Here is a 16,416-nt window from a genome sequence, read left to right as displayed (position 1 = left end):
CGCCCAACAGTATCGGCATCTTTTCGACAGTCTGAAACGCTGCCGGCGTTTTGGACGTTGTCATGAGGTCAGGAGAGCGAGCAGGTGTTCCACGCTGTTTTGACTCGACTGCATTCGCTGCAAGGCGCATGACTGCCTAGACTCGGGAGAAAGCGTAACGTCTCGCCAATAAGAGCGTTCATTTTGATATTTCTGTTGCGGAGGGCATGACATGCGCATTCTGCTCACTGGAGCGACCGGGTTCGTCGGCCAGGCCCTGTGTCGGCATCTTCATGAACAGTCTCACGAATTGCTGGTGGTCAGCCGTCACCCCAACGAGGCTGCCGGCACCATTGGGGTGCCGGTCACAGCGCATGGCAGTGCTCTTGAATTCGAAAACGACACCATCGATGCCATGATCAATCTGGCGGGCGAGCCGATTTTCGACAAGCGCTGGAGCGAAGAGCAGAAGCAGCGCCTGATCGACTCCCGTGTTGAAGCTACCCGTTCACTCAACGAACTCTGCCAGCGCCTGTCCACACCACCGAAAGTGCTGATATCGGCCTCTGCCATGGGGTACTACGGAGATCAGGGCGAGCGCGAAGTCACGGAGGAAACCGAGCCTCATGATGAATTCGCGCATCAGCTCTGTCGGATCTGGGAGAAAGAGGCGCTCCGGCTGGAAGAGCACGGGGTGCGGGTCGCCATTACCCGGATAGGCCTGGTCCTTGATCGTGATGGCGGTATGCTCAAACCAATGCTGCCGATGTTTCGCTTTGGCTTCGGCGGCAAGGTAGGCGAAGGGTCGCAGTATATGCCCTGGATCCATCGGGAAGATCTGGTGAGGGCGATCGATTTCCTGCTGACCCGTGAGGATCTCGCTGGCGCCTTCAACGCCGGGGCACCGCATCCGGTCACCAATGAGACCTTTACTCGCACACTGGCGGATCAGCTCAATCGACCGGCCCTGTTTACCGTGCCGGGCAGCGTGATCGAACTGGCACTGGGCGAAATGTCACGTCTGCTATTGACCGGGGCGCGCATGGTGCCAGCTCGATTGGAAGCGGCCGGTTTTACTTTCCGCTATCCCGAGCTGGACCAGGCACTGGCACAAATTGTCAAGCGTCAGCGTTGAACACCCTGGCGTCAGCGCCGGGGTTCCACCGTCACGATGACACGCACTGCATCGAGCTGTAATCGGGTTCCGTCAATGGCTTCAGCCAGGGTGTCCCGCTCCGTTATCAGTGCTTCGATCTCGGCCTCCCGGACATCGGGATTGCGTTGTGCCAAACTTCGTAGTCGCTCGATTTCAGCTTCGAGAGCGCGATGCATGTCACTGCCGGCGTGCTCGATAATCGGCGTCAGCCGCTCGCTGGCCACGCCCTCGGCCTGATCGAGCAATTGGCGCAGGAGTTCATGACGTTCCCGAATCAGGTCACGGGCAGCTGCCTTTCTGATATTGCGCAGGCTTTTGGCCAGACCGCCAAAGGAAACCTTGTCGGAGAGCTCCTGGCCGGACTCGTCAAGCAGTACCCGAACCGTAGTCGGTGGTAGAAAGCGTGCTGGATGGAGGTGGTGCGCCTCGCTGGTTCGAGTGCGGAAGATGGCTTCAATCATGATCCGGCCGGCTGGAATGGCGCTATGCTCGAGCAAGGCCAGAGCGGCGTTGCCGAGGGCGCCTTCGGTAGCACGGGAGAGCATTTCACGGATCAGCGGATGTTCCCAGGAGAGTCGCTGGACATCATCCCGGGCCAGCGCCTTTTCGCGCGAGCGGGTTGCGCTGAACCCTTCCTCGCCACGAATCAGCCCCGGCATGCCTTCCAGCATATGTGGGCCGGGGTAGAGGTAACGCAGCTCATCATCCAGTCCCCGCACCTCGATACCAAAAACCTCGAATGCCTGGTCGAGCCAGCGGTCCAGACGTTCATCCTCGTCGAGTTCGCGGACAGCGCTGATCATTCGCTCGGCGTGCTGCTCATCATTGGCGCCATACTCGAGCAATCGGTCGCGCCCCGCTTCCCGTTCTTCTCTGGTCTGCTCCAGTAACGCTCGGCTTTCCCCGATAAGCCTGTCCAGTGCTTCGCGATCGAGCAGAGCATCGAACAGGGTATCGCCATGCTGCTCGAAAACATGACTGCCCAGTCCATGGGAGCGGGTGAAAGCCTCCAGCGCATCACGATACCACAGCATCAGAGCTTCTCCGGGCGAACCGGCCAGTGTGGGGACGTGAATGTCAATCGGCTGGTGCTGTCCGATACGGTCCAGACGTCCGATACGCTGCTCGAGCTGATCGGGGTGCGGTGGCAGGTCGAACAGAATCAGATGGTGGCAGAACTGAAAATTGCGCCCTTCCGAACCGATTTCGGAGCAGATCAGTAGCGGGCTGCCATCTTCACGGTCGGCGTCGGCAAAGGCCGCAGCCGCCCGGTCACGCTCGATAATGCTCATGTCTTCGTGGAACACCGGCACATGAAGGCCGCTGAGCACCTGCAGGCCAGCAGCCAGCTCCAGTGCGGTGTCGGCGTGATGACACAAGACCAGAGCCTTTTCACCGGGGTGTTGCTTGAGCCAGCCGCGCAGCCAGTCAAGTCGTGGATCGAAGCGCCACCACGCTTCGCCACTCTCTTCCTGACGCAATGCTTCGAAGGTCAGTTCAGGATAGAGCAGAACATCGGGGTGATTGAGGCCGGTATCGAGCAACAGCTCATCAAGGTAATCCTCGTCACGTTCGAGGCGGCGCAGGGTGCGTCGATAGCCCTGGGGCAGCTCCAGCGTTTCGACATGCAGTCGTCGCTCGGGAAAGCCCCCAACATGACGACGGCTGTTGCGAAACATCACCCGCCCCACGCCGTAACGATCGAGCAGGATACGGCGCAATTGCTGCTGCAGCCCGGGACGTTCGCTGACGGTCGCGGTGTCGAACTGTTCAAGCAGCTCCCGTATTTCGCTGTCATCGCTGGCGGTTTCAACGGTAGCCCGTGCGCTTTCATCGGGCAGGTGTTCGATGGCTTCCACGGCATTGGCAATCGCGACATGCCCGCTCTGTTCTGCCTGGAAGGCATCGAAATCGTGATAGCGCTCGGGATCAAGCAGGCGCAACTGAGCAAAATGACTCATGGCGCCGGATTGTTCGGGCGTGGCCGTCAGCAACATCACGCCACTGATACCGGCGGCCAGTGCAGCGACGCATGCGTAACCATGATCGCTACCTTCCGGAGACCAGTGGAGATGCTGGGCCTCATCGACGATCAACAGATCCCAGCCGGCCTCTCTGGCCTGACGCTGGCGGTGCTCATCGGCAAACAGCCATTGCTGGCTGGCGAGCACGATCTGGCCGCTTTCGAAAGGGTTGCTGTCGGTGTCCAGCTCGCGACTCTGTGCTTCATCGAGCAGGGTTACTTCGAGCGAAAAGCGGCGCAGCAATTCTACCAGCCACTGATGGGTCAGGCTTTCGGGGACCAGCACCAGAGCGCGGCGAACACGGCCGGTCAACAGCAGTCGATGCAGGATCAGGCCGGCTTCGATGGTCTTCCCCAGCCCGACCTCGTCAGCCAGCAGCACGCGGGGCAGCCGTCGATGGCTGACCTCATCGGCAATATGCAACTGATGCCCGATGAGATCGATCCGTGGCCCTGAGAGACCGAAGGCTGGGTGACGCTCGATGCGTTGCAGGTGCTGTAGGCTGCGATAACGCAGATTGAAGGCATCGTTGCGCTCGAGCTGGCCGGTTAGCAACCGGTCGCGGGCCTGGTGAAACTGCATCCGGTCACTGATACGTGATTCCGGGAGCTGGCGGGATGCGCCCTCACGGGTATCGCCGTGATAGATCAACATGCCGTGTTGCTCTTCGACATGGGAGACAATGAGGGTTTCGCCCTCATCGGTCTCGATACGATCACCACTGCCGAATACGACTCGGGTGAGAGGCGCCTCTCGGACACTGTAGGTCCGGGTCTGCTCGCCACCGGCGAACAGAACAGTAACGCTGCGCTGATCACAGTTGAGCACGGTACCCAGCCCGAGATCGGCCTCGCCATCACTGATGAAGCGCTGGCCGGGAATGAAATCGCTCATGATGCCTCGAATGCATGTCGGAAGGAGATGCCCGGCACGGGCAGGTTTCGGGCGCGGTATCTTAACGAAAAGCGCCTGCCGGCTTAAGAGGCGCGTATGCTCATTCGGCTTTTCAGTATGAGGTTGCGTTGGTTGTTGTCATTGCATGTTGGCGCCACTCTCTCCACCGGGCCGGGCTCATGGCCCCTGCATGCGAGTCGATCAGCCGGCCATGGTGGTCGAACAGCATCAGCGCAGGCAGGCCCGGTGCCCGGGTCAGGGTCAACCAGTGCTGACGTGGATCAAGCAACATCGTCATGTCGGCACGGACGGGGCCGGGTGCCTGGCGCAATGCCTGCAATAACGACTCTCCTTCATTGATGGCAACAGTCTGTGCCGCAATGGTAGACGATTGCGCAGAGAGCTGTGACAGTGTGTCCAGACAATGATGGCAATCGCTGCGCCATAGCAGTATCAGCGTGGGTCGATTGCCGGCGTTGGCAGCCGGAACTACCTTGCGGCCGTCGAAAGCGGTCAGGGATAGCCGGGGCAGCTGCTCCAGAGGTGGAGATGATGTCAGGGGATGCCACGCATTCAATCCCAGCCATGCCAGCTGGGCCATCCATACCAGAGCCAGTGCTCGCCGTCGTGCGGGACCGCGCAGCCACCAGAATGTCCAGATGCATGCCAGTATCAGGCCGCCGATCGGACTGAAACCCGGCTGTGTGGGATCGAGAACCAGCGATCCCATGGCTCGCCAGCCCTCAGGTGCGGCGGCAACGGCGCCCAGCCGAGCCCCCAGACACCAGCTGAACATCAGTCCTGCCAGCCAGTACTCTCTCTGGCGCTGGACATCGGGGAGTGTGCGAAAGGTGATAACTGCCAGGCTTGAAGCTAAAGGCAGCAGATAAAGCCAGGCGTGAGGGATCAGCCAGGGGCCGAAAGCAATACCGTTCATGTCAGATTTTGGCCGCAGACTGAGAAAACAAGTTAATGCTGATGGAGCGGATGCTGTCCGAAAAGCACGCGATGCACAATCCCCGGGACCCATTGCGGATGCTCGCCATCACTTCGCAGATGGTGGGGTTCATCCTCATTATTATTCTGCAGACGCTGTTGCCTCCCTCTCAGGCACGGCCGCTGCAGGCCGCTGTGTTGATCGTCATGCTGACCATCGCGGTGAGCGTGGCCCTGATGCGGCGCTATCGCCGCAATCGCCGCTGGCGTGATCGGTTGCGCCACGCTTCTTCAGCAAGAGCCACCGAGGACTCCGATGACTGAATCCGAACCCGACAAGGGCGTTACCCCCGGCGAGCCGGTGACGCCGCTGCTCAATACGCGGCCGGCTGCCTCTCTGCTGGACGAGTGGGTCAGTCGTCACGATCATCCCGAGCAGGGTGGCGTACGCCTGCTGACCGAGGGGCGGGACGCACTGGAAAAGCGGCGTCGCCTGGCGCAATTGGCTACTCGCCGGATAGAAGTGATCTCCTATCTGGTCGAGGAGGGCAATACAACCCGTGCCCTGCTGGATGACCTGCTCTGTGCGGCCGAACGTAATGTTCAGGTATGTCTGCTGGTCGATGATCTCAGTGCCATTCAGTTGCAGACCATGCTTGCTGCCTTTGACACTCATCCCAATGTGGAAGTACGAGTCTTCAATCCGGTGCGTTTCTGGCGCCAGTCCATCTGGAGTCAGCGACTGGCAATGGTCTTGACCGGTTGGCGCTCCCACCGGCGCATGCACAACAAGTTGTGGCTGGTGGATCGACGGGTGGGTATTGCTGGTGGTCGAAATCTGGGCGATGACTATTTCAGCGCCGATAGCGAGTACAACTTTGCCGATCTCGATCTGCTGATGGCGGGTGGACCGGTGATCGATGAGATGACCGGCTGTTTTGAGGCCTATTGGTCGAGTCGCTCGGTTGAGCGACTCGATCGACTGGTAACAGCAACTCATGGATGGCAGTGGTGCCTTGAACAGTTCGACCAGCGCGATGACTTCAATGATGAACGACTGCGCAGCAGTGACCAGCTCGAGGGGCTCGGCCGTCTGGCAACTGAAGAGCTGATTCCGGCACGAGCGCGGCTGCTCTGGGATAATCCTGCCAAGGTCGAGTGTGCATGGTGGCGACGTCCGCCATTGGAATATTGTCTGACCCCGGCGCTGGCGGATGCCATTAATGAGGTACAAAAAGAGCTCTATCTGGTGTCAGCCTATTTCATTCCCAGCGAGCGGGAGCATATCGATCTCGAGGCCCTGCTGAAGCGCGGTGTCAGCCTGGTCGCGCTCACCAACTCGCTGGAAGGCAACGATACCCCCATTGTTCAGGGCGGCTATGCCTTCTGGCGCCCTCGACTGCTGCGTCTCGGGGCGCGCTTGCATGAGTTGCGCTTCGACACTCGCAGGCCTGGAAAGCATCAACGGCGCAAACGATTGGCCAGCCGGTTCGGGGCACTCTCGTCAAGTCTGCACGGCAAGGCCATGGCCATGGACCGGGATCGGGTCTTCATTGGTTCCTACAACATGGACCCCCGCTCCATGTGGTGGAACACCGAGATGGGACTGCTGGTAGAAAGTGAACGAATCAACGAGCAGTTGCGGAAAACCATTGAGCGTTCGCTGGCCCCCGAGCGCAGCTTTCAGGTGGTTCTGGCAGATCGACAACTGAGCTGGCACTGGCGGGATGAGGGTGCCGAACGCTCAAGCACTCGCGAACCGGGTTCCTGGTGGCATCGTGTACAAGCCTGGGTGGGTGCACTGCCCGGGGTCAGCCGCCTGTTGTAGCCCTTGCTGCGTGCAGGCAGACCCGGTGTGGCAGTGCTACATTGAATTTCGAGGCCGCTGGCCTGCAAGCATTCATTCAAGGAGCGAAGAAGATGAGGAAAACAAGCGCACTGTTGATTACATTGCTGCTGTCGGGTGTGGTCATGAGCGGCTGTAATACGATGGAAGGTGCTGGCGAAGATATCTCCCAGGGGGGTGAAGAGATTCAGGACGCTGCCGACTGATTCATCCACTATCACCCCCTTCACCATCTGCGAAGGGGGTGATGACTCTTCTACATGGCGTGCTTGATGCCTCGCTCGACCAGTATCCAGTTGGCCGGATAGGACGTGGCAAAACCGACCAGCATGGCAATCTGCATCATGAACCAGAACTGCGGCGTGAAGGCGTCGAGTGTTCCTCCCATCCAGCCGAAAGCGGCGATCAGCATCCAGACATACATCCCGATCTGAAAGGCTACCAGTGATCCGGTGTCTGCCTTGATGGCGTTACGCAGCGCTTCACCGGGGCTGCTATCGCTCATGGCGCGAATCGGCAGGTATTGAAAGAGCACGCCGAATGCATAGGCCGCGATGAAGGCCAGCACGAAGTGGCCGGCAATCTCGGAGCCGAACAGGGCAAATCCGGTGGCGGTAGCCAGTGGCGCTGCTACCACATCGCCCAGGGTACAGCCCCCGCCACAATGCGTTGCCGAGACAAAGACACCCTGCCATTTCGGTTTGTCACCGCCGTGATGATGACCATGATCGGCATGCTGTTCATTGGCAGGCGGCATTCGCCCCATTCGGCTATAGGCCCACCAGCCGAGGATGGGCATGTAAAGGCCGGTGATCGGCCAGGTGACGTTCATTACGGCCATGTGCTGAGGGCGCTTGCGAACGTCGGCGGCGATCACCAGACAGGTTGCTACACCCAGTAGCAGGAATACCCAAGACCAGAATAACAACATTGCGGACAACTCCATGTCGTCGTTTTCAATCAGTGCTCCTCTGATCATTAGCCCTTTCCCGGCCAGCTGACAAACCGTTGTGGGGCCAGCAGGTTGGCAGAAAGTGAGGGAAATCGGGCATGCAATAGTGCTTCAGCGAGTTTCCTCGGCTGCCTCCTCGGCCGTACAGGCCACCCCCTCATGATCAGTCCAGGTATCGGGTGGGCCGGCATGCTGGCAGGTCTTCAAAAGCCCCGCGCTGGCTCGACGCAGATAGGGTTTGGCGCCCTGTTCGTGGCCAGCCTCCGGAGTTTTGCGCAGATCGGTGATCAGCGCTTCAAGCGTGTCATAGTCATCCAGCCATTCCAGCGCTTCACCTGCGGCTTCCTCGATCGTCGACCCGGCTCCGACAATCGCGGATTCACTGGCGATGATATAACCCCGGGGCTCAATGGTCATGGCGAACTCCTTTCAGGCACAACGAAAATGATTCGGCGATGCTGATACTTCAGACCAATAGTGTAGTCACCTGAATCCGAATTGAAGGAAGGCTGATGTAATTCGGTGTTAAATCGTGAGGCGATCGTCCCGGCGTAAACGGCCCACCCCATGCAAAAAAGCGGTAGCGGGCAAGCAGTGGAATCCGGGGAAACAAAAAAACCGCCATTCGGACACATTATCCGAATGGCGGTTTTTCGGGGATCTCTGGTCGGAGTGATAGGATTTGAACCTACGACCCCTGCCTCCCGAAGGCAGTGCTCTACCAAGCTGAGCTACACTCCGATGCCGAGTCATGATGCGAATGACGTCGACTTGACGGTGCGTCATTTTACACGGCGCACTTTCGAATGCAAGGCTCAGGCGTGTCGATCGACAGCCTGATGGGCCAGTATTTCCAGACTGTCGCGATAGGGCGAGGGTGGCAGCACGGCCAGTTCGGACAAGGCCAGATCAACCATCTGTTCGGCGCGCTGGCGGGTATAGTCGAGCGCGCCACAACTGTGCACGATCTCCAGTACCTCCTGGAGCCGGCTCAGGCCGCCTTCGCTGATGGCCTCGCGAATCAGTCCGGCCTGCTCGGCGGTGCCGATCGCCATGGCATGAATCAGCGGCAGGGTGGGTTTGCCCTCGGCAAGATCGTCACCGACATTCTTGCCCATGGTGTCCGCATCGCCCTGATAGTCGAGCAAATCATCGATCAGTTGAAAGGCGAGACCCAGGTAGCGGCCGTAACGTTGCAGTGCCCCTTCCTGTTCCGGGGTGGCTTCGGCCACGACCGCGCCGGTGTGGGAGGCCGCCTCGAACAGCATGGCAGTCTTGCCCTGAATGGTTTCAAAGTAATCCGCTTCACTGATATCGGCGTTGCCGATATTGGTCAGCTGTAGTACTTCTCCCTCGGCAATGGTGGACGTGGCGTTGGACAGGATGGCCATGATGCGCATCGATCCGACATCCACCATCATCTGGAAGGAGCGCGAATAGAGAAAGTCACCGACCAGTACCGAGGGGGCATTGCCCCAGGTGTCATTGGCGGTGGCACGGCCGCGGCGCAGCTTCGACTCGTCAACCACATCATCGTGCAGCAGTGTCGAGGTGTGCATGAACTCGATCAGGGCGGCCAGCACAATGTGACGATCACCCGAATAGCCCAGTGCGCGAGCGGATAACAGGGTCAGCAGCGGGCGTACGCGCTTGCCGCCGCTTTCCACTATATAGGTGCCGATTGTCTGAACCAGCGGCACGCGGGAAGCGAGGCGGTCGCGTATGGTGCGATCAACCGCGGCAAAGTCTTCGGTCACCGGGGCATGTGTGGGGGGAGCGCTGGTGGACATGACTGGACTGGTCACGGGAACCTCGGGCTGGTCCCGCGAAGGTGTTGGCACCGACGCAGGATGAAGTGATGCAGGCATCGTTCCAGCGACACGGTCGTTAGGCGACGCCCCGGCTTCGGTCTGACTACGGAACGCGCACACGCGAACGGTCCTGAATTGCGGCTATGCTAGGCGGGCCCCTGAAGGGCGTCAAGCTATTGGCATACGGGGCTTGAGACGACGCTTGTGGCGATATATAATCCGCCGCCCCGAATCGTGTTTACCGGCTGCTGGTACGACAGCATTGCCGGAAAAGGGTTCGACTCATCGGGCTCCCTGTAAGATGGTGCCGCGCGTGCCACTTGCCACAGGTCGATGAAGCAGCCAGACGGATGAGTTTTCGGAGAGATTTCATGTACGCAGTAATCAAGAGCGGTGGCAAGCAATACCGCGTTAAGGAAGGTGAGCGCCTCAGGCTCGAGAAGCTTGATGTAGCCACCGGTGACAGCATTGATTTCGACCAGGTCCTGATGGTCGGCGGAGACGATGTGAAGATCGGCGCACCGCTGGTCGAAGGCGCGAAGGTCAGCGCTGAAGTGGTTTCGCATGGTCGTGGCGAAAAGGTACAGATCATCAAGTTCCGTCGCCGTAAGCACCACATGAAGCGTCAGGGCCACCGCCAGTGGTATACTGAAGTGAAGATTACCGGAATTTCTGCCTGACTCGGCAGCAGTTCCCTGATGACAGGAGGATAGCCTCATGGCACACAAAAAGGCGGCAGGTAGCTCGCGCAACGGTCGCGATTCCGAGTCGAAACGCCTTGGCGTCAAGCTGTTCGGCGGCCAGGCGGCCACGGCCGGCAGCATTCTGGTACGTCAGCGCGGCACCAAGTTTCACGCCGGCGCCAATGTGGGTGTGGGCCGCGATTACACGCTGTTCGCTCTGAAGGATGGCGTCGTCAAGTTCGAAACCAAGGGTCCCAAACAGCGCAAGCACGTCAGCATCGTCTCTGCCTGAGACGGCTGATCTGCGCTGTTCGGCATCCTGGAAGGCCCCGCCACGGCGGGGCCTTTTTCGTGGAGCCCGTTCTCCGGCCAATGCCGGTCCGGTGAGTGTGAACTGGCTCATGGTCATGGCGTTTGTGCGCCGGGAGCAGGATCATGCAATTCGTCGATGAAGCTGCAATTACCGTCGAAGCAGGCAAGGGCGGCAACGGCTGCTTGAGTTTTCGACGCGAGAAATACGTCCCCAGAGGCGGCCCTGATGGCGGCGATGGTGGTCATGGTGGCAGCGTTATCCTGCTCGGGGATGAAGCGCTCAATACGCTGATCGATTTCAAGTATCAGCGTTTCTACCGGGCGGAAAACGGTCGGCCCGGCCAGGGTAGTCAGATGAACGGTCGACGTGGCGAGGATCTGGTCATCAAGGTGCCGATTGGTACCACGGTCATTGATGTCGATACCCTGGAGGTGATTGGCGATGTCACAGAGCATGGCCAGCAGTTGAAGGTCGCCCAGGGCGGTCGTCGCGGGCTGGGCAATGTGCATTTCAAGTCGTCAACCAATCGCACTCCCCGTCAGACCGTGCCCGGTACCGAGGGAGAGCGACGACAGCTGCGTCTTGAGCTCAAACTGATGGCGGATGTTGGACTGCTGGGGATGCCCAATGCAGGCAAGTCCACCCTGATTCGATCAGTGTCCGCAGCCAGGCCGAAAGTGGCCGATTATCCTTTTACCACACTGGTGCCGAACCTGGGGGTGGTCAAGCTGGGTATGCATGAGCACTTCGTGATGGCTGATGTGCCCGGGCTGATCGAAGGGGCCGCCGAAGGTGCCGGACTGGGGTTACGGTTTCTCAAACACCTCACGCGTACCCGACTGCTGTTGCATGTACTCGACGTGGCGCCATTTGATGAGAGTGACCCGGCCGAGGCTGCAGAGCGTATCGTGTCCGAGCTCGAGCACTTTTCATCGACGCTGGCGCAGCGTCCGCGCTGGCTGGTGCTCAACAAGTGCGACCTGATCGATGACGAAACGCGTGATGCGCTGACCGCTGAGATCCGGACTCGTCTGAACTGGGAAGGGCCGGTGTATCACATCTCGGCCATCGGTCGGGAAGGTACCGACGCCCTGATGCAGGCGATTCATCGCTGGCTGACCGAGCAGCGTCAGCTGGAAGCGGAAGATGAGGCGGCCGCCGAACATGAGCGTGACATGCGTCAGCGCATGGAAGCCGAGGCCGTTGCGCGCACCGAGCAGCGAATGAAGCGTCGACCCCGGCGAAGTGACGTCGATGAAGATGATGACGATGACGATCACGATATGGAGATCGAGTACGCCCCCTGATTCAGGCTGGCGACAATGATACCGGGGCAGTTGGAGAGCAAGGCATGAGTGAACAGGCAGCGACGCGTGCCGTACTGGAGCGAGCTCGGCGCGTGGTGGTCAAGATCGGTAGTGCCCTGCTGACCAATGATGGCCGCGGGCTCGATGAAGCCGCCATCGCCGGTTGGGTAGATCAGCTGGCGACCTTGCATGATCGTGGTGTCGAGGTCGTGCTGGTCTCTTCCGGTGCGGTGGCCGAAGGCATGGCACGGCTTGGCTGGATGCGCCGTCCCGGAGCGCTGCATGAGCTGCAGGCTGCGGCGGCCGTTGGGCAGACCGGTTTGGTGCAGTGCTATGAGCAGCATTTCGCTCGCTTTGGCATTCGTACCGCGCAGATTCTGCTGACTCATGATGATCTGTCCAATCGCAAACGCTATCTCAACGCCCGCTCGGCATTGCGTACCCTGCTCGGCATGCAGGTCATGGCGATTGTTAATGAGAACGATACCGTGGTCACTGATGAGATTCGCTTTGGTGACAACGATACCCTGGGGGCGCTGGTCGCCAATCTGCTGGAGGCAGACGCCCTGCTGATCCTGACCGATCAGGAGGGACTGTTCGATGCCGATCCCCGTCACAACCCGCAGGCCAGCCTGATCCACGAAGGTGAGGCTGATGATCCGCGCTGGGTCAGGGTAGCCGGAGACGGCGGCGCGCTGGGGCGTGGTGGTATGGCGACCAAGGTGCGTGCTGCGCGACTGGCGGCCAGATCCGGGGCCGTGACGGCTATAGCCAGTGGGCGGCAGCCTGATGTTCTGACTCGGTTGATGGCCGGTGAGCGACTCGGCACTCTGTTGCATCCCGAGCATGCGCCAATGACCGCGCGCAAGCGCTGGCTGGCCGGTCAGTTGCAGGTGCGTGGCACCCTGACGCTTGATGAAGGAGCGGTAGCCGGCCTGCGTGATCGCGGTTCAAGCCTGCTGCCGGTCGGGGTGGTAAAAGTGACCGGTTCATTCCGGCGCGGCGACATGGTCTCCTGCGTGGATGAGCAGGGCAGTGTGATTGCACGAGGGCTGGTGAATTACGATGCAGGTGAAGCGGCGCATATCCTCGGTATGGCCAGTCACGCCATCAGCAGCGTGCTGGGCTATATGGAAGCGCCGGAGCTGATCCATCGCGACAATCTGGTGGTGCTGTAATCATCGCCATCTGGTACGACGAGCGCGACGCTGTTAGAATGCCGCACGCTTCAGGATCCGACCGCTGGCCAGCGGTTATTCGCCACGGTCTGATCGGTCGCAGGCGCCCACCCAAGAGGCGCTCCAATCAATGCACGACGTCCACATCTCCAGGGAGACACGACGATGGCCAATACCAAGCAGGCCCGCAAACGCGCCCTCAAGAACGAACTGCGCCGCAAGCACAATGCCAGCCAGCGTTCGATGGTGCGTACTTACATCAAGCGCGTGGTCAAGGCGATCCGCAGCGGTGATCATGCCGCCGCCATGAGTGAATTCCGCGCGGCCCAGAAAGTGATTGATCGCATCGCCGACAAGCCGGCCTATGACAAGAAGCGCGCCGCGCGCGTCAAGAGCCGACTCAATGCCCGTATCAAGGCGCTGGCGGCCTGAAGCCGGGAGCGCTGTAGAAAAAACCGGCTTCGGCCGGTTTTTTTGTCGCCGATCACTGCAGCAGATCGGCAATGATTACCGGTTCGGCTGACGAACAGCCGACCCTGAGCGAGTTCGCAGCGAGCGTCTTGTCATGAATCAATCCCGATCGGGCAGTGGACTGCTGCGCTCCGGCGCTGTAGTCGGTGCCATGACGATGCTGTCGCGCGTCATGGGGCTGGTAAGGGACGTGGTGATCGCGACCCTGTTCGGCGCCGGTAGCGGGGCAGATGCTTTCTTCATTGCCTTTCGCATTCCCAATTTCATGCGCCGACTGTTCGCCGAGGGGGCCTTCAATCAGGCCTTCGTGCCTGTGCTGTCGGAGTACGCCACTCAGCGTGAGCATCGCGAGACCCGCGAGCTGCTCGATGCCACTGCCGGCACCCTGACACTGGTACTACTGGCGCTGACCGTGATAGCGGTCGTTTGTGCTCCCTGGCTGGTGTGGGTATTCGCGCCGGGCTTTCATGATGATGGTCACGGCAAGCTGGCGCTGACCGCCGACATGCTGCGCATCACTTTTCCCTACCTGTTGCTGATTTCGCTGACCGCCTTTTCCGGCAGTGTGCTCAATAGCTACAGTCGATTTGCTGTCCCGGCGTTTACGCCTGTACTGCTCAATCTGGTGATGATCGCCGCCGCGCTATGGCTCTCGCCGTTACTGGATGTGCCTGTGATGGCGTTGGCCTGGGGAGTATTGCTGGCCGGACTGGCCCAGTTGCTGTTCCAGTTGCCGTTTCTGGCCCGACTTGATCTGCTGCCCCGGCTACGACCGAGTTTTCGTCATCAGGGTGTACGCCGGATTCTCCGTTTGATGGGGCCGGCAATGTTCGGGGTTTCCGTTTCACAGATCAATCTGCTGGTAGATACCGTACTGGCGTCGCTGCTGGTCTCGGGAAGCGTTTCCTGGCTGTATTATTCCGATCGACTGGTCGAGTTGCCGCTGGGCGTTTTTGGTATCGCCATCGGTACAGTGATTCTGCCGGCATTGTCTCGCCAGCATGCCACCGATGATCCGGCGCATTTTGCGCGCATGATCGACTGGGGCGTGCGCGCGGTACTGCTGATCGGCCTGCCGGCGGCGCTGGCGCTGCTGGTGCTGGCCGAGCCGCTGCTGGTGACACTGTTTCAGTATGGTGCGATGACCGAGCATGACATCATGATGTCGGCCATGAGTCTGCGTGCCTATGCGGTCGGGCTGCTGGCTTTCATGCTGATCAAGGTGCTGGCGCCGGGCTATTACGCTCGCCAGGATACCGCGACACCGGTGAAGATTGGCATCATTGCCATGGTGGCCAATATGGGACTCAATGTGCTGCTGATGGGACCATTCATCCATGCGGGCCTGGCGCTGGCCACTTCGCTGTCGGCCTGGCTCAATGCCGGTCTGTTGGCCCGAGGGCTGCGCCGGCAGGGCGTGATGCACTTTCAGCCCGGCTGGGGGAAGCTGGCGGGGCAGCTGGGTGGTGGCTGTCTGCTGCTGACGGGCGGATTGTGGTGGCTGACGCCGGAGTGGCATCACTGGCTGGCCTGGGGGCTACCCCGACGGCTGGGCGTGATCATTGCACTGGTGAGTGGCGGGGTAGCGGTCTATTTCGCCTGGCTGGCAGTGACTGGTGTGCGCCTGAGGCACTTCCGATTGCACGGTTGACCGACAGTCGAGCTGTCATGTCCTGTTTACACGGCATTTACTACGGCGTGGGTGGTGGTGTCAGCGGCCCCACCAGTGTCCATCTGCATGACGTCGTTCTTCCGAAACCGTGCAGGTGGTGTCGAGCTGGCGTGCATCCGGCTATACTCGATCCCTTTCAGCGATGATCCTGGCGATGCTTCCATGGAACTGATCCGAGGCCTGCACAATCTGCGCCCACGTCATCGCAACAGTGTGGTGACCATTGGCAATTTCGATGGCGTGCATCGTGGGCATCAGGCGATTCTCGATCAACTCAAGACGCACGCGCGGGCCCATGACCTGCCGGCGGTGGTAGTGATCTTTGAGCCCCAGCCACGTGAATACTTTGCCGGGGACCAGGCGCCACCGCGGTTGACCCGGCTCTCCGACAAGGTGCGTTTGCTGGCCGCTCATGGTGCCGATCGGGTCCTTTGTCTGCCGTTCAACCGTCGGCTGCGTGAGCTTTCGGCGCGTGAATTCATTGATCGGGTATTGATCGAAGGTCTGGGTGTGCGTCATCTGGTGGTCGGTGACGATTTTCGCTTTGGCTGTGATCGGGCCGGTGATTTCGAGCTGTTGCGGCGAGTAGGCGAGGAGAGCGGCTACAGTCTGGAACATACCCGAACCTTTACGCTGGATAACGAGCGTGTTTCGAGTTCACGGGTGCGTACGCTGCTGGCGTCGGGTAACTTTCTTCAGGCCGCGCGCCTGCTGGGCCGCCCCTGGCAGCTGCATGGTCGCGTCATTCGCGACCGTCAGCTGGGTCGTACCATTGGCGTACCCACTGCCAATGTTCCCTTGCTGACCGGGCCGATGGCGTTGCGTGGCGTGTATGCGGTGTTGACCGAGCTGGAGGATGGCCGGCGCCTGCCCGGCGTGGCCAATATCGGCTGGCGCCCCACTGTGGGGGGAGAGCGGCCGGTACTGGAAGTGCATCTGTTTGATTTCAATGAGTGCCTTTATGGCCGGATAATGACGGTCATGCCGTGTGCCCGGCTGCGAGGCGAAATGACCTTTGATGGTATCGAGACGCTCAAGCGATGGATGGCGGATGACATCGCTCGTGCGCGTGATTTCTTCTCCCGCTCGATACCGACCCATGACGATTTTGGTGCCGCGGACCTGCCGCTGGCATCCGCCCCACTGGCTGCGACACTCTCGCCCAACGATTCTGAAGACGGCTGACTCACGACC

16 protein-coding genes and 1 tRNA gene are annotated in these 16,416 nt (G+C 60.2%); 11 read left to right on the top strand and 6 right to left on the bottom strand.

The window, feature by feature from the left end; all coding sequences use genetic code 11:
* Window positions 1-211 precede the first annotated feature (211 nt).
* A complete protein-coding gene (locus FY550_RS13820; RefSeq protein WP_070977963.1) occupies window positions 212-1,114 on the top strand; it encodes a TIGR01777 family oxidoreductase in 903 nt (300 codons plus the stop codon).
* A gap of 11 nt (window positions 1,115-1,125) precedes the next feature.
* On the opposite strand, the gene rapA is transcribed toward FY550_RS13820, so the two are convergent.
* Both rapA and FY550_RS13810 read right to left on the bottom strand, forming a co-directional pair.
* Entirely contained in the window at window positions 1,126-4,053 is a 2,928-nt protein-coding gene (rapA, locus tag FY550_RS13815) for an RNA polymerase-associated protein RapA (RefSeq protein ID WP_149054607.1), read from the bottom strand.
* 112 nt (window positions 4,054-4,165) lie between these two features.
* Window positions 4,166-4,990 carry a TlpA family protein disulfide reductase gene (locus FY550_RS13810; protein WP_070977962.1) on the bottom strand — a complete coding sequence of 275 codons (825 nt, stop codon included), beginning with the start codon at window positions 4,988-4,990 and terminating at the stop codon, window positions 4,166-4,168.
* A 98-nt stretch (window positions 4,991-5,088) separates the two neighbouring features.
* Between FY550_RS13810 and FY550_RS13805 the strand changes: the two genes are divergently transcribed.
* From FY550_RS13805 to FY550_RS13795, 3 genes are all read left to right on the top strand, one after another.
* A complete protein-coding gene (locus tag FY550_RS13805; RefSeq protein ID WP_233350215.1) occupies window positions 5,089-5,313 on the top strand; it encodes a hypothetical protein in 225 nt (74 codons plus the stop codon).
* Window positions 5,306-6,817 carry a phospholipase D family protein gene (locus FY550_RS13800; protein WP_070977961.1) on the top strand — a complete coding sequence of 504 codons (1,512 nt, stop codon included), beginning with the start codon at window positions 5,306-5,308 and terminating at the stop codon, window positions 6,815-6,817. Before FY550_RS13805 ends, FY550_RS13800 begins: the two co-directional genes overlap by 8 nt.
* A gap of 92 nt (window positions 6,818-6,909) precedes the next feature.
* Complete coding sequence (locus tag FY550_RS13795; RefSeq protein WP_070977960.1) at window positions 6,910-7,041, top strand: entericidin A/B family lipoprotein; 132 nt, start codon at window positions 6,910-6,912, stop codon at window positions 7,039-7,041.
* Window positions 7,042-7,091: 50 nt separating this feature from the next.
* Here FY550_RS13795 and FY550_RS13790 read toward each other — a convergent pair whose 3' ends face one another.
* The 4 genes from FY550_RS13790 to ispB form a co-directional block, all read right to left on the bottom strand.
* Window positions 7,092-7,814 (bottom strand): DUF4396 domain-containing protein, encoded by a 723-nt coding sequence (locus FY550_RS13790; RefSeq protein WP_233350214.1) that lies wholly within the window; start codon window positions 7,812-7,814, stop codon window positions 7,092-7,094.
* Between the two features lie 84 nt (window positions 7,815-7,898).
* The gene (locus FY550_RS13785) at window positions 7,899-8,204 is read right to left on the bottom strand and encodes a hypothetical protein (protein WP_070977959.1); all 306 of its coding nucleotides are present in this window, start codon (window positions 8,202-8,204) and stop codon (window positions 7,899-7,901) included.
* 247 nt (window positions 8,205-8,451) lie between these two features.
* Window positions 8,452-8,528 (bottom strand) — tRNA-Pro (locus FY550_RS13780).
* Between the two features lie 74 nt (window positions 8,529-8,602).
* On the bottom strand, window positions 8,603-9,577 hold the full coding sequence (gene ispB / locus FY550_RS13775; protein WP_070977958.1) for an octaprenyl diphosphate synthase: 975 nt from the start codon (window positions 9,575-9,577) through the stop codon (window positions 8,603-8,605).
* A 392-nt stretch (window positions 9,578-9,969) separates the two neighbouring features.
* On the opposite strand from ispB, the gene rplU reads away from it, so the two are divergent.
* The 7 genes from rplU to ribF all read left to right on the top strand — a co-directional run bounded on the left by rplU (window position 9,970) and on the right by ribF (window position 16,407).
* Window positions 9,970-10,278 carry a 50S ribosomal protein L21 gene (gene rplU / locus FY550_RS13770; protein WP_070977957.1) on the top strand — a complete coding sequence of 103 codons (309 nt, stop codon included), beginning with the start codon at window positions 9,970-9,972 and terminating at the stop codon, window positions 10,276-10,278.
* Window positions 10,279-10,315: 37 nt separating this feature from the next.
* The gene (gene rpmA, locus FY550_RS13765; RefSeq protein ID WP_070977956.1) at window positions 10,316-10,573 is read left to right on the top strand and encodes a 50S ribosomal protein L27; all 258 of its coding nucleotides are present in this window, start codon (window positions 10,316-10,318) and stop codon (window positions 10,571-10,573) included.
* Between the two features lie 143 nt (window positions 10,574-10,716).
* On the top strand, window positions 10,717-11,901 hold the full coding sequence (gene cgtA / locus FY550_RS13760) for an Obg family GTPase CgtA (RefSeq protein WP_070977955.1): 1,185 nt from the start codon (window positions 10,717-10,719) through the stop codon (window positions 11,899-11,901).
* A gap of 44 nt (window positions 11,902-11,945) precedes the next feature.
* Window positions 11,946-13,079, top strand: coding sequence for a glutamate 5-kinase (gene proB, locus FY550_RS13755; protein ID WP_149054606.1), 1,134 nt, complete (start codon window positions 11,946-11,948; stop codon window positions 13,077-13,079).
* 165 nt (window positions 13,080-13,244) lie between these two features.
* Window positions 13,245-13,511 (top strand): 30S ribosomal protein S20, encoded by a 267-nt coding sequence (gene rpsT, locus FY550_RS13750; protein ID WP_070977954.1) that lies wholly within the window; start codon window positions 13,245-13,247, stop codon window positions 13,509-13,511.
* A 133-nt stretch (window positions 13,512-13,644) separates the two neighbouring features.
* Window positions 13,645-15,201 (top strand): murein biosynthesis integral membrane protein MurJ, encoded by a 1,557-nt coding sequence (gene murJ, locus FY550_RS13745; RefSeq protein ID WP_149054605.1) that lies wholly within the window; start codon window positions 13,645-13,647, stop codon window positions 15,199-15,201.
* A 183-nt stretch (window positions 15,202-15,384) separates the two neighbouring features.
* Complete coding sequence (ribF, locus tag FY550_RS13740) at window positions 15,385-16,407, top strand: bifunctional riboflavin kinase/FAD synthetase (protein WP_070977952.1); 1,023 nt, start codon at window positions 15,385-15,387, stop codon at window positions 16,405-16,407.
* Window positions 16,408-16,416: the final 9 nt, after the last annotated feature.

The organism is Kushneria phosphatilytica (assembly GCF_008247605.1).
GTDB lineage: Bacteria > Pseudomonadota > Gammaproteobacteria > Pseudomonadales > Halomonadaceae > Kushneria > Kushneria phosphatilytica.
The sequence above is the reverse complement of the archived record's forward strand: the minus strand, read 5'-3'. Positions and strand labels throughout refer to the sequence as shown.